This window comes from Ferroplasma sp. Type II (genome assembly GCF_000496155.1).
This window is the reverse complement of sequence record NZ_KI542685.1, coordinates 18,091-37,740: the sequence shown is the minus strand read 5'-3', so window position 1 is coordinate 37,740 and position 19,650 is coordinate 18,091. Positions and strand designations below refer to the sequence as shown.

19 protein-coding genes and 1 pseudogene are annotated in these 19,650 nt (G+C 38.1%); 10 read left to right on the top strand and 10 right to left on the bottom strand.

Annotation, left to right across the window (positions count from 1 at the left end; genetic code table 11):
* Positions 1–14: 14 nt before the first annotated feature.
* Complete coding sequence (locus tag AMDU4_RS01255) at positions 15–1,094, bottom strand: CBS domain-containing protein (protein WP_021786183.1); 1,080 nt, start codon at positions 1,092–1,094, stop codon at positions 15–17.
* A gap of 4 nt (positions 1,095–1,098) precedes the next feature.
* Positions 1,099–2,256, bottom strand: a complete 1,158-nt coding sequence (locus tag AMDU4_RS01250; RefSeq protein ID WP_021786182.1) for a beta-eliminating lyase-related protein — start codon at positions 2,254–2,256, stop codon at positions 1,099–1,101.
* A gap of 175 nt (positions 2,257–2,431) precedes the next feature.
* Between AMDU4_RS01250 and AMDU4_RS01245 the strand changes: the two genes are divergently transcribed.
* Positions 2,432–3,388 carry a phospholipase D-like domain-containing protein gene (locus AMDU4_RS01245; RefSeq protein WP_021786181.1) on the top strand — a complete coding sequence of 319 codons (957 nt, stop codon included), beginning with the start codon at positions 2,432–2,434 and terminating at the stop codon, positions 3,386–3,388.
* Positions 3,389–3,390: 2 nt separating this feature from the next.
* On the opposite strand, the gene AMDU4_RS01240 is transcribed toward AMDU4_RS01245, so the two are convergent.
* Both AMDU4_RS01240 and AMDU4_RS01235 read right to left on the bottom strand, forming a co-directional pair.
* Entirely contained in the window at positions 3,391–3,771 is a 381-nt protein-coding gene (locus AMDU4_RS01240) for a hypothetical protein (protein ID WP_290703850.1), read from the bottom strand.
* A gap of 271 nt (positions 3,772–4,042) precedes the next feature.
* Positions 4,043–4,372 carry a hypothetical protein gene (locus AMDU4_RS01235; protein ID WP_021786179.1) on the bottom strand — a complete coding sequence of 110 codons (330 nt, stop codon included), beginning with the start codon at positions 4,370–4,372 and terminating at the stop codon, positions 4,043–4,045.
* A 128-nt stretch (positions 4,373–4,500) separates the two neighbouring features.
* Between AMDU4_RS01235 and AMDU4_RS01230 the strand changes: the two genes are divergently transcribed.
* The 6 genes from AMDU4_RS01230 to AMDU4_RS01205 all read left to right on the top strand — a co-directional run bounded on the left by AMDU4_RS01230 (position 4,501) and on the right by AMDU4_RS01205 (position 10,593).
* On the top strand, positions 4,501–5,334 hold the full coding sequence (locus AMDU4_RS01230) for a hypothetical protein (RefSeq protein ID WP_021786178.1): 834 nt from the start codon (positions 4,501–4,503) through the stop codon (positions 5,332–5,334).
* A gap of 23 nt (positions 5,335–5,357) precedes the next feature.
* Positions 5,358–5,552 carry a hypothetical protein gene (locus AMDU4_RS01225; RefSeq protein ID WP_021786177.1) on the top strand — a complete coding sequence of 65 codons (195 nt, stop codon included), beginning with the start codon at positions 5,358–5,360 and terminating at the stop codon, positions 5,550–5,552.
* A 31-nt stretch (positions 5,553–5,583) separates the two neighbouring features.
* Positions 5,584–5,772, top strand: coding sequence for a hypothetical protein (locus AMDU4_RS01220; RefSeq protein WP_290703849.1), 189 nt, complete (start codon positions 5,584–5,586; stop codon positions 5,770–5,772).
* Positions 5,773–5,855: 83 nt separating this feature from the next.
* On the top strand, positions 5,856–7,655 hold the full coding sequence (locus AMDU4_RS01215; RefSeq protein ID WP_021786175.1) for an APC family permease: 1,800 nt from the start codon (positions 5,856–5,858) through the stop codon (positions 7,653–7,655).
* Positions 7,656–7,717: 62 nt separating this feature from the next.
* The gene (locus AMDU4_RS01210; RefSeq protein ID WP_021786174.1) at positions 7,718–9,397 is read left to right on the top strand and encodes an AMP-binding protein; all 1,680 of its coding nucleotides are present in this window, start codon (positions 7,718–7,720) and stop codon (positions 9,395–9,397) included.
* Positions 9,398–9,660: 263 nt separating this feature from the next.
* Entirely contained in the window at positions 9,661–10,593 is a 933-nt protein-coding gene (locus AMDU4_RS01205) for a hypothetical protein (RefSeq protein ID WP_021786173.1), read from the top strand.
* Between the two features lie 238 nt (positions 10,594–10,831).
* Here the strand turns inward: AMDU4_RS01205 and AMDU4_RS01200 are convergent, their stop codons facing one another.
* A complete protein-coding gene (locus AMDU4_RS01200) occupies positions 10,832–11,134 on the bottom strand; it encodes a hypothetical protein (protein WP_021786172.1) in 303 nt (100 codons plus the stop codon).
* 50 nt (positions 11,135–11,184) lie between these two features.
* On the opposite strand from AMDU4_RS01200, the gene AMDU4_RS01195 reads away from it, so the two are divergent.
* Positions 11,185–12,288 (top strand): transposase, encoded by a 1,104-nt coding sequence (locus tag AMDU4_RS01195; RefSeq protein ID WP_021786171.1) that lies wholly within the window; start codon positions 11,185–11,187, stop codon positions 12,286–12,288.
* Positions 12,289–12,370: 82 nt separating this feature from the next.
* Entirely contained in the window at positions 12,371–13,675 is a 1,305-nt protein-coding gene (locus AMDU4_RS01190; protein WP_021786170.1) for an MFS transporter, read from the top strand.
* Here the strand turns inward: AMDU4_RS01190 and AMDU4_RS01185 are convergent.
* The 4 genes from AMDU4_RS01185 to AMDU4_RS01170 form a co-directional block, all read right to left on the bottom strand.
* Positions 13,669–14,388 carry a glycerophosphodiester phosphodiesterase family protein gene (locus AMDU4_RS01185; protein ID WP_021786169.1) on the bottom strand — a complete coding sequence of 240 codons (720 nt, stop codon included), beginning with the start codon at positions 14,386–14,388 and terminating at the stop codon, positions 13,669–13,671. The genes AMDU4_RS01190 and AMDU4_RS01185 overlap by 7 nt on opposite strands.
* Before the next feature lie 84 nt (positions 14,389–14,472).
* Positions 14,473–15,804: an MFS transporter gene (locus tag AMDU4_RS01180; protein ID WP_021786168.1), complete on the bottom strand. Its 1,332-nt coding sequence runs from the start codon at positions 15,802–15,804 to the stop codon at positions 14,473–14,475.
* Positions 15,805–15,992: 188 nt separating this feature from the next.
* Positions 15,993–17,111, bottom strand: a complete 1,119-nt coding sequence (locus AMDU4_RS01175) for an aminotransferase class V-fold PLP-dependent enzyme (protein WP_021786167.1) — start codon at positions 17,109–17,111, stop codon at positions 15,993–15,995.
* A complete protein-coding gene (locus AMDU4_RS01170; protein WP_021786166.1) occupies positions 17,104–18,522 on the bottom strand; it encodes an APC family permease in 1,419 nt (472 codons plus the stop codon). The genes AMDU4_RS01175 and AMDU4_RS01170 overlap by 8 nt, the downstream gene beginning before the upstream one ends.
* Positions 18,523–18,666: 144 nt before the next feature.
* On the opposite strand from AMDU4_RS01170, the gene AMDU4_RS01165 reads away from it, so the two are divergent.
* Positions 18,667–19,122 carry an Lrp/AsnC family transcriptional regulator gene (locus AMDU4_RS01165; protein WP_021786165.1) on the top strand — a complete coding sequence of 152 codons (456 nt, stop codon included), beginning with the start codon at positions 18,667–18,669 and terminating at the stop codon, positions 19,120–19,122.
* Between the two features lie 5 nt (positions 19,123–19,127).
* On the opposite strand, the pseudogene AMDU4_RS01160 reads toward AMDU4_RS01165, so the two are convergent.
* Positions 19,128–19,650, bottom strand: a pseudogene (locus AMDU4_RS01160) (hypothetical protein); the annotation flags it as partial.

Here is a 19,650-nt window from a genome sequence, read left to right as displayed (position 1 = left end):
CATACAACCCAAATTTATTTGTCTTTTATCCGGCTTTCGTAATTGTTTAAAACCTGACTTAAACATTTTCCATAATTATATCCGGAACCATCATCTTCCATGTGCATTTTGGGTGTGACAAGTTTTGTCCTGATGGAATATTTCCCTTTTCCTTCGGTTTTGTATTTCCTTATATTAAAGAGAAGCTTTCCGTTGTTTCCTATAATCCTTGATATATTGGTTATGAACTTGTCAGCCATGAAATATGTAATGTCGTAAAGGTCCCTGTCCTGCTCATCCAGTCCAGATATTTCAATATAGAATCCTTCCTCAGTTCCAGTTTCTATGGAATTCAGGATATCGGTGATACCAACAATTCCAGTGAGCTTTGAATCATCTCCAGTTACTGGAATTATATGCAGGTGATTTTTTACCATAAGTGAGGCAGTCTGTGCAATAGTGGTATCCTCCGTACTGCTCACAGGGTTATCCATGAGTGAGGAAGCAACTATCTCAATTTTGGATTTACCTGATGTAAACTCACCGTAGCTGATCTTATGTTTATCCATAACTATATTGTTTATTATCTCTTTTAGCCTTAAGATGCCCACCAGTTTTCCCTTATTTGTTACTGGAATCTCGTATTCATCAAGGGTCCTGATTTTCTGTGAGGAATCCTCTATTTCATCATTCACATCTACTGTAATGACATCTGCAGTCATAATCTCATAGTTTTTCGTCCTTTCGGCATTTTTATCTATTTCAGAAATGTTCCTGATTACATCCATTCTTGTGACTATGCCAACAAGCTTGTCTTTCTGGAAGACAGGTATTGAGTTTAAACCACTTTCCATTAGCAGTTTTACTGCATCCATAACATCGGCATTCTCTGTGATTTTTGGGGCAATTATGGAAAAATTGTACACTCTCGAATTTGTCCTTACGCTACCTCTTCTCAGTATATTTTTATAAGTTAGCATGCCCACATATTTCCCTTCTGACATTACAGGCAGCTGCTGGATATCATTATCCCTCATTTTTGAAATTGCCTCAGATATTTTTGCATTGCTGTCTATTGTAATAAGATCCCGTTTCATGATTTCTCCAACATTCATTGTATCACCAAAATTTAAGCATTTTTTCACTTATCAAATTGTTAATTTCTTCGATCTTATTTAATCTATTGCATATACCTGAAATTGCATCCGAAATAGATTCCATGTCAGATATCCCCCATCTGGTGATTTCCTGTGTACCTATTCTGCCAAACCTGTCAATTATGATGCGGTTCTTTTCAAGTTCTTCTGAAAATGAAAGGTAATCAAAACCTTTATCCTTCAAATATTCCTCATCTATGAGTATCTGATGTGTTTTGCTGTGCTCTGATCCATGTACAAGCCCGAACCCTTTTTCTAGTAAATTTCCTCCTAATTTCTCCGTATTCCTAACCACTTTCCCTGCATAATCCTTCCCAAATTTCAGCATCTCCTCTACTGCTACTGACAATGATGCTATTCTGGATAGATTGATATTGTCCATAGTATTGAATATTGTATTATCCTCAATTGTATTATAAATTCCCTCGTTGTCTGTAATTATAATCCCTCCCTGAGGACCAAAGAATGTTTTGTGTGTAGACCCATAAACTAGATCAGAATACCTGAGGGCATCAGGTTGAAAAACCCCGCCGGCTAGCAAACCCATTACATGTGACGCATCATAAAGAATTCTGGTACCGTATTTTTTGCATATTTCATTTACTCTTTTCATGTCGTATGGTTTTATAAACATGGACTGCCCCAGTATGAGTGTACCTATGTTATTCTTTTCTATACTTCCTTCCAGTTCTTCATAGTCTAAATCGAAATTACTGTAAGGGGCTTTATGGAATTTATAGCCCAGAACACGGCCAAGATGATTTTCAGAATATCCTGGATATCCACCATCCTCTTCAGAAACAGCCATAACATTTCTGTTATCACCAAGTATTGCCAGCAGTGAAATTTCGGCAGCAACATGTCCACTCAGTGGCCTTGGGTCAGAATAACGGCAGTCGAAAAGCTTGTTTGTATTATTTTTAAGAATGTCTAGGATCTGGTCAAAATACCGGGTTCCACCGTATGCATTGTATTTTCCCATGTTAAGTGAATACCTGGATGCCATATCAGAGGATAGGGCCTTCCTTGCATTTGGACTCAAGACATTTTCTGATGCCTGCATATTAAGGGTACTGTTTCTATATCTGTCATATTCATCAATGATTTTTGAAGTGTCCATAATATTGTTTAATCATTCATTAATATATAGTGTTTATGCCTAATTCTCCATTTTATAATCTGGTTTACCAGTAAGATGGGAAACACATGAAAATGATTTCCATTTATGCATTTAAATATTATATCCACCATTTTCAAAGGCAAAGATTAATTAAATCGTTTTTCCATAACAGACCATGTCATACAGAATTTATACGGAACCTGAGGATGGAGTGAAACCATTAACTTCTTTGATAAGAAAAGCAAGTCACTTTCTTTATATAAATTCATACCTTCTTGATGACCCAAGGATACTTAAAGCCGTAGAGGAAGCAGTTAAGAGAAAGGTCGATGTCCGTTTGATGGTAGACGGCCGGCCATATGGAATTAATGGGGATGATGGAACCCATGCAGAAATAAATAATTTAAAAAAGACCGGTGCAAGAGTAAAGATAGCCCCAGATCGATTCGAAAAACCCAATGTATTTGACCATGCCAAATATATGGTTTCAGATAAACAGGCTGAGGTTGGCACTCCAAATTTCACAGAAGCTGCATTTTCTAAAAACAGGGAATATTTTACAATCACCACAAATAAAAATATTATAGAATCACTGAAGAAAATATTTCTATCTGACTTTGAAAACAAACCTGCAGGTGAAATGCCCAGGAAACATCTTATAGTTTCTCCCGGTTCAGAAAAATTATTGAGTGATTTTATTTTCCAGGAAAAGAAACTGCTGATTGAAACAGAGGAGATGGGTGATGATAGGGAGATACTCAAGGCTCTCATGGACAAAGGCAAGAATGTAAGGCTAATAGTGCCCAGTACCATATCCTCTACCGATATTGCCGACATCAAACAGCTTAAAAAGCACGGTGTAAAGGTAAAATATATGCCAGCAGAAAAGTTGTATATGCATGCCAAGATGATTGCTGGCAGGAAAGCATTCATAGGGTCAGAAAATTTCACCAGAACTAGCCTCAACAGGAACAGAGAAACCGGAATAATATTATCCGGTTTTTTCGTAGTCTCAAAACTGAAGAATACCTTTTCATCTGACTGGCGCAGGGCAAGAAGAAGCCTTAAACTGGCAAAATCATGGACTGCCACTAAAAGTAGAAAATATGGGGCAAAAAGGACTGCAAAATAAAGTCATTCAATATTAACAAAGTCCTGATAATATATAATTTTCCTTTCCCCATCCGAATTTATTACTATCCTGTTGGAATAGGCACTTTCGATGTCACCGGTGAATTCCCCATCTTTCTTTGTCATTATTTTTATATGCCCATCCACAGGAATTTCCTTAATTTCGATAACCTCCTCCCTGCCTATTATGACCGGTGTGTACATAACATTTTCACCGGCATAAAATTTTAATGGAAGGTCCATTATTATGGAATCATCATTCACAGACCTTATTAATCCGCTATAGGACATAGTTCCCGCATTTACAAGATAGATGCCATCGAGGAGTCCCATATCGAAACTTTCAATAAAATCACTGTAACTGAAAAGCTTTGCACTACACATATAATTGTAATTCATCTATATATTAATGCTTGGCTATTATAATGAATATATTCATAAATAGTTATTACCAATAATCATGCAATTAAAGGTTCCTGATAATTGCAGCAACATTTTTTAATGAGAAGGATAAAACCGGGAGATATGGATGACCTGAGGTTTATATGAATGCACAGGGAAAAACAACCTGCTAACCACATAACATGAGTTATTCTAAAATATTAATTATTTCTGTTACCAGATCAGAAAAAAATATTTCAATGGATATATGGATTTAAAAAGTAATGGGTATATATCCTTTGCTTACATAATCCGTTATTACTGCTGAAATAGGCCTAACCTCCATTTTCATTTCTTTCAGTTTGGCGTCTATATTATTTTTCTCAGCATAGCCACTGCAGGCAATGGGTATAATATTCTTATCCTGAAGATTCTTTATGAGAGTACCGATTTCAGGGTCCTCTGATGCAGCCAATTTTTCGCTCTCTCCAAAGAATATTACCTTTGTATCCGCATTAAGGTGGCCTGCAAGAGTCAATCCCATCATAGCCTTTGTCTTGTCCTTCTCTCCAGATATTATTATAATAAGCATTTTTTCTGCCATTCATGTTTATCATTTCCCAATATATAATCATCCATTAAAATGTCAAGAAACAAAAAATAGATATATAAATGCATGAAAATATAAAATGGATAAGGCAGGTTTAAAAACTTATATGCGTTCTATTGTCAATGGTTGGAGAAATGAATTATGAATACAGTGGATTATCCGGCAATGCATCTGAATTCGCAGGGAAAAATATAAAATATCTGTCTAAAAAGTACGGAACGCCAGTTATTGTTTATAATATGGCCAGGATTATGGAAAATATAAAACGTCTCACGTATGCCTTCAGTGGCATCCATATAAAGATTCATTATGCGGTCAAGGCTAACTATAATCCCTATATAGTTTCCGCAATAATCAGAGCTGGAGTAGGGATAGATGCAGCAAATTATAATGAAGTGCTTTTAGCCCTCATGGCAGGAGCGGGAAAATCTGAAATCATAGCTACGCCTAATAACCTCTCTATCCACGACCTGGAGAACATAAGGGATTCAGGTGTGGCAATTAATTTTGACCATGAGGGGCAGATGGACCTGCTTAATGGTAACATTCCTGAAACAGTATCATTTAGAATTAACCCCGGTATCGGAAAAGGAGAATTCCCAGGAATCACGACTGGTGGAAAAAATGTGAAATTCGGGATATCAATGGAAGATGCAATAGGGGCATATTCAAGGGCAGTCAAACTTGGTGCAAAAAGCTTTGGAATACATATGATGACCGGCTCTAATGTACTAGATCCTGAATTTTTCAGAAAATCCACAGGAATATTCTTTAAAATTGCAGAAAAAATAGCAGATGAAACAGGAATAAATTTTGATTTTATCGATATTGGGGGGGCTTCGGTGTTCCATATGACACAGGTACGAAGCAACTGGACATCTATAAAACTGCAGGGTACATATCTGAAAACTTCATTGATTCTAGAAAACGTGGATATTTTGGGAAATCTCATTTAATCATAGAGCCGGGAAGATATATTGTGGCAGACTCGGGAATATTGCTTGCATCTGTAACTTCCATAAAAAAATCATATAATACCCTGATTGGCATAGATACCGGCATGAATACCCTGATCAGAATTCCTCTTTATGGAGCACACCATGACATATTATTATCAGGGCATAATATAAGTGAACCCTCTGGAATGTTTGACGTGGTCGGGACAGGTATGTGAAAACACGGATTATCTGGGCAGGGGGATAAGAATGCCCTATCCTGAAATAGGAGATACAGTTATAATTCTTAATGCGGGGGCATACGTGTCTTCAATGGCATCGAATTATAATCTCCTTCCACGCCCGGCAGAAATTGTGCTGGAAGGAACAAATGAAATACTGACAAAGGATCATGAAAATATAGGGTCTATGCTTGCCGGTTATAAAACAGATATCTAATATCCTTATCTATCTGACATATCCATTTAAATAATTCATTTGAAACAACGATATTTTTAAGACACATGATTTGATATCCGAAAATGAGTGATAATATTACGAATAACGTAGACAACTCTATTAAACTAAAAAAATCCCTATCGTCTGTTGATATATTTCTGATAAGCTTCAGTGGCATGGTGGGCTCTGGATGGCTGTTAGGAGTTCTTGCAGGTCCGGCCTACGCAGGTCCCGGTGCCATTTTGACATGGATTGTCGCGGGTATATTCTTCATTATCCTTGCACTTGTCTTCGCTGAATTAGGGACATTGTTCCCCTATAGCGGCTCACTTGTAAGATTCAATGAATTTTCCCATGGCCCTGTAAGCAACTTCTATCTTGGGTGGGCATACACGATAGGTGCGATTGCCACTCCACCGGTAGAAGCTGCTGCTCTCACAGGTTTTTTAAGCAGCTATGTGCCCGGTATTTATAATTCGTCCATTTCACTTTTGACCCCCCTCGGAGTAGTATTAGCCCTTGTCCTGCTCGCGATCTTCATTGTAGTGCAATATGTTGGTGTAAACATATTTGGGAAATCTAATGCAGTGATGACATGGTTTAAGATGGGTGCAATAATACTTACCATTATATTTGTTGCCGCTTTTATATTCCACGCCAGTAACTTCTTCACCCTGCCACATGGATTCTTCCCATATGGGCCATCATCAATATTTGCAGCCATGGTCCCTGCCGGGGTTATATTCTCATATGAAGGTTTCAGGCAGGGGCTCGACTATGCAGGGGAAACAAGGAATCCAAAAAAATCAGTGCCTTTGGGAATGATAAGCGCAATGCTGGCTGCCATGGCAACATATGTACTGTTGCAGATAGCCTTTATTGGTGCCATTAACTGGAAAGCTGCTAAAGTTCCAGTTGGTGACTGGAGTGCCCTGCTTGCCTCTAAATGGTCGGCAAACCCGTTTTATTATGCATTTCACTCCACTAATGAAATCCTGCTCATCGGATTTTCAATATTCCTGATCATAGTCGCTGTAATTTCATCTGCAGCAACACTGGGCGTATATGTGGGATCCTCTGCAAGATCCCTTTACGGAATGGCACGAATGAATTATATACCAGCCTTCTTTGGAAGAATACATCCCCGATTCAGGACTCCATGGATATCCCTGGTTATTACATTCATTATAGGAGCTATGTTTCTTCTACCATTTCCAAGCTGGTATGCACTTGTGGGAATAAACTCATCTTTCACAGTTTTCGCATATCTGGCAGCCGGAATTACTAATACATCATTGAGGAAAACAGCACCAGAAATGCACAGGCCATTTAAAACGCCATTTCTCACAGTCATGGCACCCCTTGGATTCGTAATTGCATCAATGCTTGTTTATTTCGCAGGATGGAGTATAGTTTCACTGTTACTCCTTATAGTTGACGGGGGCCTTCCAATATTCCTCCTGAGCAATTATGGGAGAAAAACTTTCAATATAATCCTCAGGACAGCATCACTGTTCTCTCTCGTGTACTGGGTGATATTCATATTTATCGGTGCTGTATATGCCCTCTCATTGCTGCCTTTCCCAGCTTATTTTACACTATTTTCTGCAACGATAATAATAACACCACTGGCTCTTTACAGGCTATCAGGAGGAAGTGCACAAATACACCTTAAGGCATCTGTATGGGTTGTGGTTTATAGCATATTTCTGGGAATCATGTCATACTATGGATCGCTGGGGGTAAATATAATTCCATTCCCATATGACTACATAATTTTCGCAATTATTAGTCTTGCAATTTATTTTATTGCAATAAATACAGGATACCATACTGACAAGCTTAAGGAATACCAGGCTACTGGAGGAGTGACAAATGAGTAATTAATTATTGATATTATTCACCATAATAATAAAATTTATATTTTTTTATACGTTATAATTGAATGGAACTTTTAGAATTTTACAGACATTTTATTTCTTCTGACTCAAAAACGAGAAATGAAATGCTAGGGGAATTGAAGTCATTGGAAATTAAAAAGCCCTTTAACTGGGTATCTGAAATATTTGAGAAATTATTTGCAGAAAGTAGTAAAGATGCCATAATATATATGAATGAAAGCACTGGCACTGAAAGGAAAATATCATATAGAGAATTTTATGAAAACTACAATAGATTTATAAATTTTCTCAGGCAGATGGATATTAAAAAGGGATCAAACATCTATATAATGGCAGGTGCAGTTCCAGAGCAGTGGATTATCATGATGGGTGCCCTGAAAGCAGGATTTGTTGTGATTCCAACAGCACCGAACCTGACCGAATACGAGCTTAAATTCCGGTTTTCACAGGATCCTCCTGATGTAATAATATCAGACGTGGCAAATACCGGTAAGCTGGAACATGCCCTTTCTACAAAACCCTTGAAGATCGTCATTGGGGAAAAACCAGGATGGATACGATTCAATGAGATAAATAAGATGCCACCGGATTCAGAACCTGCCGATTTATATGAAGATGATCTTTTCATAAAATATTTTACATCAGGCACTACAGGAATGCCAAAGGCTGTTAAGCACAGTTCCATCCTGTACCCACTGGGTCAGCTGAGCACACTTGCTGCAATAGGAATCATGCCTGATTTCATCCATAACAACCTGAGTTCGCCTGGCTGGGCAAAATTTGCATGGAGCTCATTTTTTGCACCACTATGTGCAGGTGCAACTGTACTTTCAATCGACTATGCAGGCCGTCTTAATTTCGCCAGGTACCTCGAATTAATAGGAAAATACAGTGTAAATTCTTTCTGTGCACCTCCAACTGCATGGCGTCAGTTTCTTTCCTACAAAAATGAGAATGTTAATCTTGCAAATTTAAAGGAAACGGTTAGTGCCGGGGAGCCCTTGAATGGTGAAGTGATAAACAAATGGAAGGAACGCTATGGAACAACAATAAGGGATTTCTATGGACAGAGTGAGTCAACCGCAATGGTGGCAAATCTGCCAGGCATGAAAATTATACCAGGATCAATGGGCAAACCGCTGAATTCATATAAGATTGTACTTGTTGACGATGAAATGAATCAGATTAACACTCCTTTCACCATAGGAAACATTGCTGTTGATAACTATAAGGGAACATATGGCCTATTTCTTGGATATTCAGACCAGGAGAAAAATTCAACTGTATTTGTTAACGGGCATTATCTTACAGGAGACAAGGCATACTTTGACGACGGAGGGTATTTTTATTTTGTCAGCAGAACTGACGATGTAATCAAAACATCGGATTACCGTGTCGGCCCATTCGAGGTTGAAAGCGCAATTATCAAAAATGAAGCTGTTCTGGAATCTGCGGTCATAGGCGTGCCTGACCCAATGAAATATGAGAGAATTAAGGCATTTGTCGTATTGAATGATGGATACGAAAAGAACGAGGAAACGGCAAGATCAATATACAATACAGTTAAAACACTGCTTCCATATTATAAGCATCCAAGAATTATTGAATTTACAAATGAGCTTCCTAAAACCATCAGCGGAAAAATCAAAAGGAAGGAGCTAAAAGCCATTGAAATAGAAAAAGCTGGGAACAAAAGTTCTGGAGAATATGTATATCATTTCTAAAACTTTCTCAATTTATATTCTGTAAAATTGGAATTAGATTTTAGTCAATTTGTAGTGCATTTTATAATGGAGGCACACACAATTTCATGGATGTTGATTATCCATTTCATATTCAAAACACTATCTGTTTACTGACATTGAAGTCAATGAACTTTAATTATATAAGTACCAGGAAAGTTAATTTTTCCTATTTCATTGAAATCCGAATCCGAATATTATCATTTTACTTGAAATATTTTTATAGTATTATATATTTACATATTATGCTTATACACGAAACCGCAGGTATTACAGACACAGAATGTAGAATACAGTTAAACATAAATTCCCCCATTGGAGAAAATCTTAAAATTCTGGGTGGTGAATATTCCGTATTTCTAAAAAAAGAAGAGGATGGAATCTATATGAAGTCATTTATTGAAAAATCCTTTGAGAAAATGCTTGCTCTCAACCCGGGTGCTTTCCAGGAAATAGGAGACTATTTTTCGCTAACGGAAAAATTGGAATCCTCAGAAATACATGAGTTAATGGTAAATCTGAATTCTATTCCCACAGTAATGATGCATCAGCCATTTCTTTCAAATGGCAAGATGAATATACTTTTCTCATACCGCCATACAGTAGCAAAGGATGTTTCAAATACTCTCCTTCCAGTTGTTTTAAAAAATAATTTTGTTTATAATATTCGCATTCGTCCAACAAAGGGGGCAATGGAGACTCTTCTAAATATGAATAAAAAACGTCCTCTAACAGTAATTAGATTCAGCATTCACAGGGATGTCCATGCGGGCAAAAAATTAATGGACGCTCTGGAATCAAGCAATTCTCTTGGAAGGCTTGTTAATGATTATCTGGAACATGGCCAGTTCAAAATTGCAGTAGTATCTGAAAAACCCCTGGAGCTTCTTGAAGGGATAGAAGAGATACCGAAAATGGAGAACTCATACTGGGTAAGGGCAAATAATCCAATACTGGGGAAAATAATGGAAAAAGCAGCCTCACGGGGAATATATATTGATACAACATACATAAGGCCGGTGAAAAGACATATACAGGTAACGCAATTCGTCCCGAGCATCAGGGCGACGGAGTATCTTCAGATACTTTTTAATACATCACTTGAAGAAATCCAGAGAAACGATGTATCAGTAGAAATAGCAAGTCCACTGACAGAGGAATTGATTGAACTTATTTGAATTAAAAATTAATTATGGTTCTCTTCTCCTTTGTGTGAGTAGCTCTATGGAGATGAAATCTAAATAAATCACTGGAACTATGTTGCATGGCTATCGTGATATCGGTTATTGCCATGAACATCCTGGGAAATAGGGATTGTTTGTGAATGTCAGTGAATTTTACCGGTATCAAAGTTCCATAGCTCTTAATTATTAAATTTGAAAGGCTAAATTTCTCGGAAAAGGCTTTGGGACAAATTTATTCATGGGTTCCCCTCAGTATTTTTTCATCATCTGAGGTTAGTTTCACCTCTCTGACATGCAGTGTAAGGGAATACTGTTCCAGGAAATTTAATACCTTTGCAGCATCCTCATTCCTGAGTATCAGAACTCCTCTTAGGAGCTTTCTATGAGGTATGCTTTCCAGCAAACCATGCCTGTGGTACTTATACTTGCCATTCCCTGAGGTTGAATCCTGTCCATAGAACTTCTGCATGAACTTGTTTATTGTTCCATGAGCTGTCTTCTCTGGAAAATGAAAGAGTATCATTGTTCCATTCATTATGTGGAATAGTACACATAACTATTTAAACCTGTTCGTTATACATATATGTGGCAAAGAAGAATATAGAGGATCTGAGGAATCTTGTCAAATCGGTAAGGGATAAATCCTTCCCCTACGAGAAAAGGGATCAGGCCGAAAGGAACTGGCATCTCTATGACCAGGCACAGGTGAATGAAATAGCCGATGTGCTGGAAACAATCAGGGATGTGGTTAACATAGCCTCTTCCCGTATTCAGGAGGAGAAGAGGGGAGCTGGAAGGCCTCCAGTTCCAGCCTCAGACATAGTCAAGGTTATGCTGATGCAGGCATACTTCGGCATGCCCAACCGCATAGCTGAGGGATTTCTTAGGCTGTTCAGTGAAAAGCTTGGGATATCCTCAGAATTTTCCTATAAGACCATAGAGAGAGGCTATGAACCCGAACGATCAAAGAAGCTCCTGGATGAGGTTCTCAGGATCATGAACGAATCAGGCAATTCCACGGAGAAGATATTCTCCACAGATGGAACAGGTGATCCGGCAACGATGAAGGCCAACTATGAATCGAAGAGAAGCCAGCAGAGGATCGAGAAAGAGAAGAAAAAGGAAAAGGAGCAATCAGATTCTTTTCCCCACACGAAGGGAAAACACGACTTCCAGTATTCATCATTTTCAGTGGGAGTCCATACAAAGATGATAGCGGGCCTATACACCACCGATGACCACTCAATAGGAGAGCTGTCCATGTTTCCAGGTATAATGGCACAGACCATAGACCTGTGCCCTCAGATAGAGACAATGTTGGGGGATGCACTGTATTCAAGCAGGAAGATCTGCTCTACTGTTGATGGATACGGCATAACTCCCTATTTCCTTCCAAAAACTAATGCAACATTCCGTTCCAAAGGAGTGCCATCATGGAAAACAATGCTATATGGATTCATTGATAATACTCAATACTGGATGGAGCAGTACCATATGAGATCAATATCAGAATCTGTGAATTCAATGATGAAGAGGAAGATGCCTGTAAAGATAAGGAAGAAACTGTCTCAGAGAAAGAAGACGGAGGAGACTCTCAAGATCAACATGCACAACCTGAGGCAGTACAGCTACCTGAGGCGTACAAATCCGGAGATGATAAAAGATTACCGGGGATTCCCCTCAAAATAATATTGTCCCAAAGCCCTCGGAAAACGAAGATTTATATATAATATATAGTAAAGTTTTAAATATTCCATGCAAATAATTGTTAGTGTTTGAAAGCATTGATAATAGCCCAATCAAGAAGGTGCATTTGAGAATCACTGCACTTTCTTCAGGTGGAAGTTTTCTGGACGGCTATGATATTTCTATAATTTCCATAGCTGTCCTTGTTTTGCCATTTTCCCTTACCTCAATAGATATAACCCTCCTTCTGGGTTCCACTTTGCTCGGTATGGTCTTTGGAGGCGTCTTTATAGGATATCTAACCGACATTAAAGGAAGAAGATACATCTATCTCTGGGACATGGCTTTCTTCATTTTATTTACATTTCTTACAGCTATTTCTTTCACTTTTGTACAGTTACTTGTTTTCAGGCTTCTATTGGGCATTGCCATTGGAGCCGACTATGCAATAAGCCCTACAATAATAGCGGAATTTGCCCCTGCCAGGCATCGTGGAAAGTTGCTCAGCTTTTCAGGAGCCGCATGGTTTATAGGAGCATTTGCAGCCTACGGCATAGGAGCAGCTCTCATTCCCACTGGTAGCGATTCGTGGAAATTTATGTTTTTAGTTGGAATAATTCCTGCAGTTATCATCATGGTTATGAGGCAGGGGGTACCAGAATCGCCTAGATGGCTTGCAAATCAGGGAAACGCGGCAGATGCAACAAATTCAATGAAGGAGATAGACAATTCTACAGCAGTAATAATATCCGCCAAAGTAAGGAAGACAAAGTTTAGTGATCTTTTCAGTAAAAAATACATCGCTGCAACCTTTTTTGTTTCAATATTCTGGTTCATTCTTGATGCGGTAACCTACGTTATAGCATTATATGGGCCAACGATACTGACGCAAATTGGAATTAGCTCTGATGCAGCCTCAAGATATGCTACTTTAATTGCTTTAATGGCAATTATAGGCGCTGTCATTGCCATTGTACTTATCGACCGTTCCGGGCGGAAAAATCTTACTTCAGTGGGATTTGCAGGCATGTTTGTAACCCTGATAGCTGCTGCTGCAGTTTTCCGTTATTTCCCTGATATAATGTTTATAGTCCCACTTTTTGTTATTTTTGAAATAAGCCAGGAACTGGGTCCTGGGATCACCTCATCCATATATCCCCAGGAGCTGTATCCAACTGAAATTAGATCCACTGCACAGGGATTTGCCACAACAGTAAGCAGGATAGGGGCATTGGCCGGAATATTCTCCTTTGCCATAGTCAAAGATATTTATGGACTAGCAATAGCCCTGGTCTTCCTTGGTTTGCTGTCAGCCTTAGGGTTTGTAATAACACTGCTTCTCGGGAAGGAGACAAAGGGAAAATCCCTCGAGGATCTGAGTGATTACTGACTTTTTCCATGGTCGTTTATTAACCGGATCACCAGGTCCGGCCTGTCAGATGCTATTGCATCAACACCAGCATCCAGGGAAGAAAGTATGCTTTTCTCATCATTTGGTGTCCAGACGCTTACCTTTATTCCCCCGTCATGGCATTTATCCACATAATTTTTAGAAATCCCCTCATAATTCACGGAAATCATATTGCAGCCACAGTTTTTAACCATAGAAACGGGGTCTACAGGAAACCCTGCTATAAGGGCAGCGCAGTCCGCTTCCGGAAATTTCTGTTTAAGGAGCAATAGAGCCTCATGGTAAAATGATATGAATGTACATCTTTTGAGTATTTCCTGCTGTTCATATATAATTTTGAAAATAGGGTTTATGGTTTCTATTGATTTTAATTCAATGATTAACCGTGTATCCACATCCTTTATCAATTCCTCCAGCATGGGTATCTTTTCATTATTCAGCAATATTATTTTCTTTATCTCATCGCTGGTGATCTCAGATATTTTCTTATCTATGCCCGCCATACGTTTAAGATTTGGGTCATGCATGACTGCAAGTTTTCCATCCATGGTCAGTTGGACATCACATTCAACAGCGTCAACGCCTAATTTCTGAACGCCTTTGAAGGCGGAAATCGTATTCTCAGGAAATAGCATACCTCCACCACGGTGTGCAATTACAGCAACATCTCTATCTTTGTATTTAAAAACCATAGTATTTCAACGTGAAGGTGTATAATAATATTTGTCTGGTACCTTTACTGTTTCAAAAAAAATAAAAAATATTTTATTAAATTTTCAGTCTTTCACAAAAGTTGCTGTAATTTCTTCCAGTTCTTTCCTGTTTGTCTCTGTTTTCTTTCCCATCCAGAAAACGGTTACCAGGGTAGCACCGAAACATATGGCAGCGTATGTGAGAAGCATTCCAGGAACTTTATAATAAGTTAACAACAGTGCGCCGCCAAATATTCCTATAATACCTGCCACTCTTATGCCCCCAACGCTTATACCCTGACCTATGCCCCTTATTTCGGTCGGATAAAGTTCAGTGGAAAGGGAATATATCACAGGAATGTAGAAGGACTGAATAAATCCCCCTATGGCCAGTGATGCGAGCATCAGTGGAATATTGAAATGTGCTGGGGATGAAAAAATAACCATGGATATGAGTGCAATACCCAGGCCAACTGCACCTATGACTATCATTTTTATTCTTCCAAGTATATCAATCAATTTGAAGGCTGCTATATTCCCTAGAATTACCGGTATTACCCAGGCACCTGCAGTAAAGAGTAAAGCGTTTGACTTCGGTATACTAAGTGAGTTCAGAAGAACCGGTGTAAGCTCAAGCAGGCCTGATGCGGGTATGTTAAGGAGCATCACAAGAAATAGAGGAATAGTCACGCCGAATATATATGGTTTCATGAGTTTCTTCTCAGGTTCTATGTATTTTTCATACTTTGGAAGATTCTCTCTTGATAATCCAATTTCATCCACTACTAGCTCAGCTTCATGGATTTTATTATGCACTGCAAGCCATCTTGGAGTTTCTGGAAGCTTTGTCCTTATTGCTAGTCCTATTATTGGCGGTATTACTCCAAGCATGAATAGTACTCTCCACTGGATCGCTCCAAGAGGGACTAGCATGAATGCGATAATATATGCAACCAGTGCCCCAACATTAGCAATAATCCAGAAGAAATCGAATGAGGAACCACGTTTGTCCGGTTCAACAAATTCCGATAAAAGCGTTATTGCTGGAACGTAATCAGCTCCTATTGCAAATCCTACTATAACTCTGAAAACAAGAAGCGAATAATAATTCGGTGCCAGTCCGGAAAGAAATTCAAATATTATGAATAGCAGGAGAGTAAGGATGAAACTTTTCTTTCTCCCTATTTTATCAGACAGGAAACCAAATGAAATGGCTCCAACAAGCCCTCCAATAAATGTCATGGAGCCGAGTAATCCGAATTCCGGTGTCGTGATCTTTAATGATGTTATGATACTTGCCGATGCTCCTCCCACAACACTGGTATCAAATATATCGGTAAAGGCCCCTATAGCTGTTGCAATATATAGCAGTCGTATAAATTTGCCAAACAAATTGTTATCTATAATTTTATCCATCACACCTGATAATAATTCTATTATAAAGACATATTGTAGTTGATATAACTTATTTGTCTTATTATATTAAAGTATTTTGTAATATATTTAATAAATAATATGCATTGCAAATATGATTAATAGTATAATATATATTCAAAATAGAAAATATTATAATATTATTAATACACATGTAAAAAAATGTATAATTATCTAAAAAATTCAATTTTAATTTTTTCTATGGCATTATCAATTTCTTCCTCCGTATTATAAAAGTGGGGGGCTATCCTCAACGAATCCCCCCTGGCTGATGTTATAATCCCATATTTCTTCTTAAGCATCATTTCGGCTTCTCCGGGGTTCCTCACTGGTATGGCTATTATATTGGCAGACTGATCTGGGGTGATGGTTTTTATGCCTTTCTGATCCAGAACTTCCAGTGCATGCAAAAATAGTTTCCTGTCTTCGTGCTCTATATCTCCGTAATTATCCAGTATCGTTTTCATTCCCTCTATGGAGGCGTATACTGATGGAATTGACCATGTTCCATTTTCGAATCTTCTTGCCCCCACAGCGTAATCCAGTGATTCAGCACCAAATTCAAATGGATTTTTCTGTGAAAACCATCCTATATCCGCAGGTTTTAGTGTCTCAATAATTTGTGGGTTGACGTAGAGGAAGGCAATGCCAGAGACTCCCAGAAGCCATTTCAGGTTCCCAGATGCAAGGAAGTCTATCCTGCTTTTTTTCATATCCATGTTAACACCTCCCAGGGACTGATAGTCATCTACATAGATATAGGAACCATTCTCATGTGCAATTTTTCCGATCTCTTCCACATCCTGCCTGAAACCGTTGAGTGACGACACATGTATTGCGGTGGCCATGAGTGTTTTCTGGTTAATTGACCTTTCATATGCCTCCGTTTCTATTAGGTTATTTTTGCTCTTTATTGTGTTTATATGAAGACCAAATCTGGAATATCCATTCAGTGCAAAATTTGTTGTTGGGAACTCCATATCTGAAGTCACAACAGTGTTCCTGTCAGAGAAATCGAATGAGCTCATCAGGGCATTAAATGCCGATGAAACAGAATAGAGAACCGCAATATTATCCTTATCTGCGTTTATTATTTTTGCAAATAGAGACCTTGCCTCATCTACCTTTTCTGTCCAGAGATCCCATGGATTTCCCAGGTTTATTACATCATCTATGTATCTTTCCATAGCATCTTTTACGGTCTTCAGCATTGGTGATTTGGAGCAGGCTGCAAGATGGTTTATGTTGTCCAGGTTGTAAAATAAATCTCTTATTTTTTCTTTATTCATATAATTCCTCCCTTATCTGTGCCGTTGAAATATCCTTTTTCTTTATAAATACATATAAAAGTGCCACGATTCCATAAACCAGAATTATTACTGGCCCATATGCTATTGGAAATGTCAGTGACACCACGGAATAGTAAATTGCCAGTACAATTATCACGGTGGAAATTGTAGGTAGCAATATATGGGTTGAAATTTTCATTGCATTGTATTCCTTTTCCTGACTGAATTTGGAGTAAAGAGAAAAGTTAACCATTACGTGTATTACCAGAGTGGTAACAGTGCTTACAGTAGCAAAAAATAGGAAATCATCAAAAAATCCATTGAAGAATCCCTGCTCGGCATAATAAAATATAATTGATGAAATCAGTGATAACCCGGTAAATATGGCAAGAATATATCCAAGCGCTATGTGTGGTGATCTGTTTCTGTTATGTATTAGGGACAACCTTCCGGGGAGCATTCTGTCTCTGGCCATGGCATATATGTTTCTGGACAATGCAGTTACCATGGTGACGAAGAGCGGGTATACAACAAAAAAATTCAGTATGAAGAAAATATCATCAGGAAGATGCCCGAATCTGCTAATAATTATGAATCCTGGATATATGCTGTTGCTGAATGATGCCATATTATTGATACCCCAGCCGGCAACCATTGCATATGACCCAAGCAGATATATTGAGCCCATAATTAAAATTATATAAAGAACAGCATTTCCAATGGATTTCCTGCCTGCCTTTGCTTCCTCCCCCAGAGGGACTATTGATCCAAACCCTGCAAATGACAGGTAGCTTCCTGTTATAAACCCAAGGAAAACACCCTTTATCCCAATTCTGTAGGCAGTGAATGGAAGGAATCCTATCTTTGGCGACAGAATTATTATGGCTATGGCAATTGATACCACAAATATAATCTGTATCATATTTGCCACTATCTGGGATCTGTACGATAGTTTAATTCCTTTGAAAACAACATAAAATGCCGGTATAGAAATAAGTATTATATAGAGATAACTGAAGTAATCCGGAACGTTCAAACCACTAACAAAACCAAGTGTAGGTGAAAATGTAAGCACATAATAGCTAAGTATAAAAAGTAGATTGGCAAATTCATAGAGAATATAAAGAAATGCCGCAAGGGATCCTGCAGTCATTCCAAGCCCGTCTCCTATGTATCCATAATAGCCGCGGGCACTTGCTATTTTCTTTGAATACTGGTATATGGAGTTGCCTGCAAGCAGTGATGCAAAAAGCCCAATTATAAATGATAGGGGAGTGGCTCCCAAAGCAAATGCTGCAGCCCCCAGTATTGAACCGCCGAAGATGCCTATGGGAGAAAGCTGACCCATTGCCTGAAATACAAGACCTCCTGTTCCAACAGAATTTCTGTCGAGAATATTGATATTACTCATATCTGAAATTAAAAATAAATCATATTTAACACTTAGTAAAATATTAGAACATCATTCTTATCTTTTATAAAGTAATAACGGATAAAATATTTATTTTTACAAAAATATTACGAAATTTTTTTAACTTCAATGAATTTACCTCTTATGGATGCTGAAATATCTAAGGTAGACCGAACCATAATAAAAATACTCATTAGAAATAGCCGGACAACTGTAAGGGAGATCTCAAGGGAAACCGGGATATCCGAACCCACTGTGAAGAAAAAAATAGCTGGCATGCTTGAACATGGGGTAATTGAGGAATTTGCGTGCAATATTAATATGGCAAAATTTGGGTACCACCTTTCATTTATAACTATGGTCAGGATTGTGAATGCAAACAATTCAGAAAAAATAGCTAAAAAATTAATGAAAATCGGTGAAATATATTCAGTGGATATGATTACAGGGGAATATGATCTCATACTTAGAGGGTATTCTAAGGATCAGGCTGATTTATACAACATTCTGTCCAAAATTCAATTTGTGGAAGGCATTGACCATCTGTTCACAAATATAATAATAAAATCTATGGGCACAAAAACTGTAGTGCCGGAATAAAAACACTATTCTTTCATTGTAAAATTTTTAGTTATGCCATATGGATCCCCACTTTCAAGGTTAATCAATCCAGTTCCATTCGCAGGCACACCGCCCTCTATACCATACCTGGTTAGAGTCGATGAAATAATAGCCTTTCCATGTGGCATATTCACCGTGTACATGTCTGAATAATCCCTTTTGTTTTTGTCCAAGTAAAAATTTTTGAAATATATTTCAGGTTTTTCTTCACCTTTATCCAGATGGAGTATTATAAGATTAAGGGAACTTTCGGTGTATTTTTCGAGATTATCTACAGAGGAAAGTCCTTTGACAGCAATGTACTGGAGTGCAGCCTCAGTATCATTGTAAATCCCATTGATACCAAGATATTCCATAATCGATTGTTTGTTAACAACACCATTATGTGCCATATAGAATACTTCCTTGCCATTTGAAGCCGTGAATGGATGTTCAAAAATCGGTGAAACCAAACTTCTGTCATGTGCATTCATAGTATGGAAAACACCAAATATCTTCCCCTTGAAT